This window comes from Mesorhizobium sp. M7A.F.Ca.US.006.04.2.1, assembly GCF_004022915.1.
Classification (GTDB): domain Bacteria; phylum Pseudomonadota; class Alphaproteobacteria; order Rhizobiales; family Rhizobiaceae; genus Mesorhizobium; species Mesorhizobium ciceri.
The window spans coordinates 1-1203 of the sequence record NZ_RZQA01001276.1; the positions used below are offsets into that span (position 1 = coordinate 1).

Annotated in this window: 2 protein-coding genes; both read right to left on the reverse strand. The window is 58.6% G+C overall.

What is annotated here, in order from left to right:
• The coding region (locus tag EN925_RS36570; RefSeq protein WP_245487429.1) for an FAD-dependent monooxygenase at positions 1 to 809 on the reverse strand (809 nt) is incomplete at its 3' end.
• A 184-nt stretch (positions 810 to 993) separates the two neighbouring features.
• The coding region (locus EN925_RS36575) for an amino acid synthesis family protein (protein ID WP_164894691.1) at positions 994 to 1203 on the reverse strand (210 nt) is incomplete at its 5' end.

Consider the following 1203-nt stretch of genomic DNA (forward strand, 5'->3'; position numbering starts at 1 on the left):
ACGTAGACATGCAGACTTCCGTCGGCATTGCGATGCGCCAGGATACCTTTGCCGGGCGCAACGGCCATCAGCGTGCCGCTGCCGATCGCCTCTGCGCTCGCCTTGTGGCGCGTGTCGCCATCGAAAAGGAATGTCTCGACGAAACACGTTCCTGTGTAGGCCGGCTTTGAATCAGAAAGCAGTGGACGGACCTTCGACCACGCGCCATCAGCCCCAATGACAAGGTCGCAGGTCACCTTTGAGCCGTCCATGAAGGTGATCTCATGGCGATTGTCGTCGGTAGCTGCCACGGACGTGACCTTATGGTCCCAATGGATCATACCGGCCGGGATCGAATCGATCAGCATCTTGCGAAGCTCGCCCCGGTCCACTTCAGGACGCTCGCCGCTGTGGCTGCCCGGCCTGTCGAACAGGATATGGCAGTCCTTGTCGACAATCCGCTTTGCATCTTCGCCCGGACGGACGAGCTGAAGAAACGAGTCAAACAGACCTGCGGATTTGAGGGCGAGCTGACCGTTGTATGCGTGAATGTCGAGAAGTCCCCCCTGCGCTCTCGAGGCAGAGGAGGCGTCGGCTTCATAGAGCGTGGCTGAAACGCCATGGACATGAAGAACGCGGGCAAGCGTGAGGCCACCAAGGCCCGCACCAATGATTGCAATACGATTTCGCATTTTTAGCGCTCCAATGCATCCGTCGGAATGACGGTTGCCATGAGCCCGACTTCTCGTCGGGCGGTTGCTCTCGGAGACGCTGGCCGAACCGTGCTGTGCACAGTTGACGTGTACTCGACTGCCTGACGAAGGTGACAATGGTCAGGCAGTTGTTTTTCGCGACGGAGCCTAGAATAGGTCGGCTCCTTGCACGAAACAAGGTCCCGCTTCCCAGAAGCCACCCCGGTTTGTAGAAGGCCTTTCGCAGCCAATGTCCCGCAATGGCGCGCTTGAAAGACAGGACAAAGGCTGGTCGGTTTACGACCTGACACGACTCCGATTATCAGGAGGAGCCGTTTTCCGCGTCCATTTCCGCTATATCCTGGAACCTGTCGGCAATCCTGGGGTGAACGCGTCCGCCGTTGGCTGCACCAATGGCGACCAGCACTTCATCGGCACCCGGTGCATCGGCGATCTGGAAGTTCGCGGTGATGAAATGCGAGCGCATCCCGTTCTCGCTCTTGTGCATCATTGGCAGTGAGCACAACACCAC